The sequence below is a fragment of the Vibrio sp. Y176 genome (genome assembly GCF_033438945.1).
Genome location: NZ_JAWOQS010000641.1, coordinates 1 through 656, shown reverse-complemented (window position 1 = coordinate 656; position 656 = coordinate 1). Strand labels below are relative to the sequence as shown.

General features: G+C 46.2%; 1 protein-coding gene. It reads left to right on the top strand.

Annotation, left to right across the window (positions count from 1 at the left end; all coding sequences use genetic code 11):
* Positions 1-471: 471 nt before the first annotated feature.
* Positions 472-656: hypothetical protein (locus R7O13_RS27815; protein ID WP_318305318.1), on the top strand; the 185-nt coding region annotated here is incomplete at its 3' end.

The following is a 656-nucleotide window of genomic DNA, read 5'->3' as shown; positions in this document are numbered from 1 at the left end:
AGATAGATGATGAAAAGCAAGCTAAAAGAAGGCGTTAACATCAGAGCAGTGGATTCTTGCAAATGCCATTAGGAACACTAGAAGGAACCAGAGGAACCTGATTTTCTCACACATAATCTGTCTCATGCACTACTGTTTGTATGAGGTGACAACTGGCCTTTCGCTAAGCCCCGCCCCTTTGTGATGGTCCGTCAAGCTGTCAGACTAAGTGTGGAGCCCACACTGTAACTAACTGCACTCCCTGAAGACATATTATCATATTTTTGGAGAAATGAAAGAGTGATTCCAGAGAGAAGCAGACAGAGGGGTCTACAGTCTGTGTTTGAAGGATATATCCAGGATGTCAAACTGACTCAGCAGCAACAACAGGTTAAAAAGACAAAGATAGTTAAAAGCTAAAGCCGAACTATAGGCTACAGATCACAGTGTAAAAGTGAACCACCACATCACTGCTGATCGCCACACAAGACAATGAATATAAAGGGAAACTTTGCTGATATTGAACCAGCTGTGTGGCATCGCAGTGTGTGCAGAGGAATGGTGTTTGGCTTTGCCACCGTGCCGCTGCCAGCACCCGGACCTCCGCCTCCACACGGGCAGGGATCTCCAGTGGAAGTCAAACAACGTTCATCTGCGCACAATGTGATGACACACAG